Source organism: Thermoanaerobaculia bacterium (assembly GCA_035260525.1).
GTDB lineage: Bacteria > Acidobacteriota > Thermoanaerobaculia > UBA5066 > DATFVB01 > DATFVB01.
The window spans coordinates 1-5,600 of sequence record DATFVB010000281.1 but is presented as its reverse complement, the minus strand read 5'-3'; the positions used below and the strand labels follow the sequence as shown (position 1 = coordinate 5,600).

Here is a 5,600-nt window from a genome sequence, read left to right as displayed (position 1 = left end):
CCCGTTTCGAAGTTTGAGCTTTTGAAATTTGTGCTTGTTTCGAGTTTCGGATTTCGAAATTCGGATTTCCGCCGGCTACGCCGGCGGCAGCGGATGCGCGGTCCGCTTCTTCTTCTCGAACGTGACGTATTCGCGCGCGCCGGCCTCGCGCGCGTGGGCGATCGTGCGGTCGTACCCCCAGCCGACCTCCGCCGGCGCGTGAGCGTCGGAAGAGAACGTGACGGCGCCACGGACCTATACTTTCGCGCATGAATTCCGCACACGGTCGGGACCGGGCGGCGCCGGGACCCGATGCCCGCTGGACCATCGCGGCGCCGGCGTCGAAGCGATGGCGCGCGCGCCGGCCGCGGACGCGCACGGCGGCCGAGCATCCCGGCACGGCCCTCGATTGGGACGGCGCGCTCTATGAAGTGATCGCCGCCGAACCCGCCGGAGCGGGCGTCGTGTACACGCTCTCGCCGTGGGAGGACCGCCACACGATCCGGGTCCTCGAAAAGTACGACGACGAAAGCGAGGCGCGGCGCGCGCGGGAGCGGACCGACGATCGGCGCGGGCGCCGGATGCGCCACCTCCTCCTCGTTCTTTCTCCGCTCGCCGGGCACCTGCCGGCGCAGGTGCAGGACCGCTGGGAGCACGAGTACGACGCGCCGGCGAGTCTCCTGACCCTCGTTTCGGCGCTGCCGCTCTTCGTGTTCGGATTCCTGAGCACCTTCTCGCTGACGATCCGCGGCATCGCGGGAGTCGCGCTCCTGCCGTTGCCCGAGAACGTGCTCCTCTTCGGCGTGTATCTCTTCGTCGAATCGGGATTCCGGCTCTCGGTGGCATGGTCCCAGGGGCGGCCCGCGGGGTCGGTCGCCGGGACGATCGCGTGGGAGGTCGCCCGCCGACTCCGCCCGGCCCTCGCCCGGGCTCCGGAACCCGGCTCGCCCCGCCGTTCCGATTGAGCGTCGCAAGCTTCTTACCCGATCCACGGCCGGCGGCGGGATGTGCGGGGCCGCTTCAATCCGAATTTACACGCTCTTCGTTTTTCGAAAACGCCCCCGACCTACATTGCGCTCCGAAAAAGGAGGAAAACGCATGAGGCTTCCAACGAGGAACATCCTGACGACGATCGTCGTCGGAATCGCCGCCGTCGCTCTCGCGGCTTCGGCCGCGGCGCAGGAGACGGTGGAGGGGACACCGAGTTTCAAGATCGGCGCGACGATCTTCTCGGACTACACCTACAACGACGAACCGACGACGACCGACGCCAACGGCGACACGGTCCACCCGAACGCCTTCAACGTCAGCCGCGCCTACATCAACGTGACCGGGAACCTCTCTCGGATGATCTCGTTCCGGATCACTCCCGACATCAACCGGGAGACGAGCTCCACGAGCTCGAACAACGGCAGCCTCGTCTTCCGGCTCAAGTACGCGTTCGCTCAGTTCGATCTGTCGAAAGCGCTCGGTTCCGGCGGCTCCTGGGCGAAACTCGGCCTGCAGACGGCTCCGTGGATCGACTACGACGAAGGAATCTATCGGTACCGCTTCCAGGGGCCGACGTTCGTGGACGCGGAAGGGTATCTGGCCTCCTCCGACTTCGGCCTGTCGGGCCACTACAGCTTTCCTTCCAACTACGGCGACGTTCACGTCGGCGTCTACAACGGCGACGGGTACAACCACACGGAGCTCAACGACCAGAAGTCGATCCAGATCCGCGCCTCGCTGCGGCCGGCGCCGGGGGTCGAGGGGGTCAAGGGGCTGCGGATCAACGGCTACTACGACACCGATCACTACGTCGACAGCAACAAGAGGGAGCGCTACATCGTCGGCGCGACGTACGAGAGCGCGTATCTGAATGCCGGCGGCTACTATCTCGATGCGAAAGACCAGAAGACCGCCGCGTCGGCGGAGACGCACGCCAAGGGTTACACGGTCTGGGCGAATCCGCGCACCCCGTTCGGCCTCGAAGCGCTCGTCCGCTACGACGATCTCAAGCCCGACGACACCGTGAGCGGCCGCAAGAAGCGGGTGATCGGCGGCGTCGCCTACTGGTTCCCGACGTTCAAGGGGGTCCAGACGGCCGTGATGCTCGACTACACCAACGTCCGCTACGAGGCGTCCCTCACGAACCCCGACGAGAAACGCTGGGCCGTCCACACCCTCATTAACTTCTAATTCACGCCCTGTTAACGCGCATTTAACACGGAATCGAAAGACTGGAAAAGGATAGAGGTGAAGCGATGACTCGAGTAGCGAAGATCCTGGCCGTGGCGGCAGCCGCCCTGTTCGGAGCGGTTTCCGCAGGCGCCCAGACCATCCAGTTGAACGGCGCCGGTTCGACGTTCGGAACGCCGATCTACACGAAGTGGTTCTCCGAATACAACAAGATCCACCCGAACGTGCAGATCAACTATCAGTCGATCGGATCGGGGGGAGGAATCCAACAGGTCACCGCCCATACGGTCGATTTCGGGGCGTCGGACGGGCCGATGACGCCGGAGCAGATGGCCAAGGCGCCCGGCATCATGCATTTCCCGACGGTGCTCGGCGGAGTCGTGCCGATGTACAACATTCCCGGCGTCAAGGTGGATCTGAGATTCACCGGGCCCGTGCTGGCGAACATCTATCTGGGCCGAATCACGAAATGGAACGATCCCGCGATCGCGAAGCTCAATCCGGGTGTCAAATTCCCCGCGCTTCCGATCGCCGTCGTCCACCGGGCCGACGGCTCGGGCACGACCTACATCTGGGCCGACTATCTTTCGCGGGTCTCCCCGGAGTGGAAGACGAAGGTCGGCGTATCGACGTCGCTCAAGTGGCCCGTCGGCGTCGGCGGAAAGGGGAGCGAGGGAGTCTCCGGGCAGGTCCGCCAGCAGCCGGGCGCGATCGGCTACGTCGAGCTCATTTACGCCCTCCAGAACCACATCGCATACGGTTTCGTCCAGAACGCCGACGGCAAGTTCCTCAAGGCGACTCTCGGCGGGGTCACGGCCGCCGCCGCCGCCGCGGCTCGGAAAATGCCGGCGGACTTCCGCGTGTCGATCGTGAACGCGCCCGGTCCCGACGCCTATCCGATCGCGTCGTTCACCTGGCTGCTCGTGTATCGGCACCCGAGCGATGCCGTCCGCGGAAAGATCATGAAGGACTTCCTCCACTGGATGCTCGGGGACGGCCAGAAGTACTGCGCCGACCTCGGTTATGCTCCCCTTCCGCGCGAAGTGATCCGGATGGAAGAAGCCGCGGTCGACAAGCTGCAGCAGTGATTCGAGCTCCCCTTCCGGGGCGTCCGAGCGGCGCCCCGGAGGAGGGACGGGAGAAACCTTGATGGCGAGAACGCGGCGGCGCATTCCCTGGTCGGACGCGGGCTTTCGGGCGGCGACCGGCCTCGCCGCGTTCCTCGTCGTCGGGATCGCCGTCGTCATCGGACTCGAGCTCTTCCGGAATTCGCGCGTGCCGATTCACGAGTTCGGGTGGAAGTTCTGGACCAACAAGGACTGGGATCCGGTCAACGGCGAGTTCGGCGCCTACACGTTCATCTGGGGGACTCTCTACTCTTCCCTCATCGCGCTTCTGCTCGGCGCGCCGGTGGCGCTCGGGATCGCGATCTTCATCGTCGAGGTCGGCCCTCTCCGGCTCCGCCGCGGACTCGGGTTCCTGACGGACCTGCTGGCCGCGGTTCCGTCCATCGTCTACGGCCTGTGGGGCATCTTCGTGCTCGTCCCGCTCGTCCGAAAGGTCGAGACGGCCATCGCGGGCAGCCGCCTGTCGAACCTCCCGATCTTCTCCGGGCCGCCATACGGGATCGGGATGCTCGCCGCCGGGATCATCCTGGCGATCATGATCGTGCCGTACATCTCCTCCGTGGCGCGAGAGGTCCTTCGGGCGGTTCCCCAGTCCCAGCGCGAGGCGGCGTACGCGCTCGGGGCGACGAAGTGGGAGACGATCCGCATCGTCGTCCGGTACGGCCGATCGGGGATCCTGGGAGCGGTCTTTCTGGGGCTCGGGCGAGCCCTCGGAGAGACGATGGCCGTGACCATGGTGATCGGAAACAGCCCGCAGATCTCCGCTTCTCTCTTCGCGCCGCAGTACACGATGGCCGCCGTGATCGCCAACGAGTTCACGGAGGCGACGGGCGACCTGTACCTGCAATCCCTGATCGAGATCGGTCTCGTGCTTTTCGCGATCACGCTCGCCATCAACGTCCTCTCGAGGTTCCTCATCTGGTCCGTGTCGCGCGAGCGAAGGCCGCGGCCGCGGGCGACTCCCGCCCGCCTTCCGGAGCCGGCGTGAACGCCCACCGCTCGAGCGCTCGGCGGCGTTTCGTTTCGCGGGCGATGTCCACGCTCTGCGCGGCCGCCGTGGTCCTGGCGCTGCTGCCGCTCGGCTTCATCCTCTTCTACATCGTCAGCCGGGGCATCTCCGCGCTCAACCCGGCATTCTTCACGAAGCTGCCGAAACCCTCGGGGGAAACCGGGGGCGGAATGGCGAACGCGATCGTCGGGACGCTGAAGCTGATCGGCCTGGCCTCTGCGGCGTCCGTCCCGGCGGGAATCGGAGCGGGGATCTACATTTCCGAGTTCCCGGGTTCTCGCACGTCCACCCTCGTTCGATTCTGCGCCGACGTGCTCAACGGGGTCCCCTCGATCGTCGTGGGCATCGTCGCGTACGGCCTCGTGGTCCTCCCGATGAAGCGATTCTCGGCGATCGCGGGCGCCGTCGCGCTCGCGATCATGATGGTTCCGATCATCACGCGCTCGACCGAGGAGCTGCTCCGGCTCGTCCCCGTCTCCCTCCGCGAGGGAGCGCTCGCGCTCGGGGCTTCGAGGGCGAGGGCGGTATGGAGCGTCGTGCTGCCGAGCGCCCTTCCGGGCATCATCACGGGCGTTCTGATCGCCGTCGCCCGGATCGCCGGAGAGACGGCTCCGCTCCTGTTCACGTCGTTCAACAACCAGTTCTGGGCACCGGGACTGGACCAGCCGACGGCTTCGCTGACGGTGCAGATCTACAACTACGCCATCTCGCCGTACGACGACTGGCACCGCCAGGCCTGGGCCGGCGCGCTCGTGCTCGTCGCGATCGTCCTGGCGTTTTCGATGCTCGCCCGCGTGGCCACGCGCCGGCTCGAGCGAATGAACGTGGGGTGAGCGCGATGACCCCGACGGAACTCGAGGCGCCCGGAGTCACGGTCCGGGAGCCGGAGCCGCGGAGCGAGGACGCCGCCGTCCGCATGGAGACGCGGAACCTCGACTTCTTCTACGAACACGTCCAGGCCCTTCACGGGGTCTCGCTCGCGATCCCGGAGAACTCGGTGACGGCGCTCATCGGCCCCTCCGGCTGCGGCAAGTCGACGTTCCTGCGATGCCTCAACCGGATGAACGACATCATTCCGGGCACCCGCGTGGTCGGCGACGTGCTGCTGGACGACATCGACATCTACAAAGGGGACGTCGACGTCGTCGACCTTCGCCGCCGCGTCGGCATGGTGTTCCAGAAGTCGAACCCGTTTCCGAAGTCGATTTTCGACAATGTCGCGTACGGGTTGCGCATCAACCGGCTGACCCGTTCCCGCGAGGAACTGCGCGGCCGCGTGGAAGCGAGCCTGCAGTCGGCAGCGC

7 protein-coding genes are annotated in these 5,600 nt (G+C 66.1%); all 7 read left to right on the top strand.

Annotated elements, in window-relative coordinates; translation table 11 throughout:
• Window positions 1-34 precede the first annotated feature (34 nt).
• The gene (locus VKH46_13700) at window positions 35-202 is read left to right on the top strand and encodes a hypothetical protein (GenBank protein HKB71896.1); all 168 of its coding nucleotides are present in this window, start codon (window positions 35-37) and stop codon (window positions 200-202) included.
• A 46-nt stretch (window positions 203-248) separates the two neighbouring features.
• A complete protein-coding gene (locus tag VKH46_13695) occupies window positions 249-944 on the top strand; it encodes a hypothetical protein (protein ID HKB71895.1) in 696 nt (231 codons plus the stop codon).
• A gap of 133 nt (window positions 945-1,077) precedes the next feature.
• On the top strand, window positions 1,078-2,160 hold the full coding sequence (locus VKH46_13690; protein ID HKB71894.1) for a porin: 1,083 nt from the start codon (window positions 1,078-1,080) through the stop codon (window positions 2,158-2,160).
• A gap of 65 nt (window positions 2,161-2,225) precedes the next feature.
• Window positions 2,226-3,248 (top strand): phosphate ABC transporter substrate-binding protein PstS, encoded by a 1,023-nt coding sequence (gene pstS / locus VKH46_13685; GenBank protein ID HKB71893.1) that lies wholly within the window; start codon window positions 2,226-2,228, stop codon window positions 3,246-3,248.
• Between the two features lie 61 nt (window positions 3,249-3,309).
• Entirely contained in the window at window positions 3,310-4,275 is a 966-nt protein-coding gene (pstC, locus tag VKH46_13680; GenBank protein HKB71892.1) for a phosphate ABC transporter permease subunit PstC, read from the top strand.
• Window positions 4,276-4,319: 44 nt separating this feature from the next.
• Complete coding sequence (pstA, locus tag VKH46_13675; protein HKB71891.1) at window positions 4,320-5,129, top strand: phosphate ABC transporter permease PstA; 810 nt, start codon at window positions 4,320-4,322, stop codon at window positions 5,127-5,129.
• Between the two features lie 83 nt (window positions 5,130-5,212).
• Window positions 5,213-5,600 (top strand): ATP-binding cassette domain-containing protein (locus tag VKH46_13670; protein ID HKB71890.1); only part of this gene is annotated, 388 nt, incomplete at its 3' end.

What these genes read in the sequence shown, in the direction of transcription:
- VKH46_13695 (HKB71895.1), top strand. Translation starts at nt 249, where the DNA reads ATGAATTCCGCACACGGTCGGGACCGGGCGGCGCCGGGACCCGATGCC.
- VKH46_13690 (HKB71894.1), top strand. Translation starts at nt 1,078, where the DNA reads ATGAGGCTTCCAACGAGGAACATCCTGACGACGATCGTCGTCGGAATC.
- pstS (HKB71893.1), top strand. Translation starts at nt 2,226, where the DNA reads ATGACTCGAGTAGCGAAGATCCTGGCCGTGGCGGCAGCCGCCCTGTTC.
- pstC (HKB71892.1), top strand. Translation starts at nt 3,310, where the DNA reads ATGGCGAGAACGCGGCGGCGCATTCCCTGGTCGGACGCGGGCTTTCGG.
- pstA (HKB71891.1), top strand. Translation starts at nt 4,320, where the DNA reads ATGTCCACGCTCTGCGCGGCCGCCGTGGTCCTGGCGCTGCTGCCGCTC.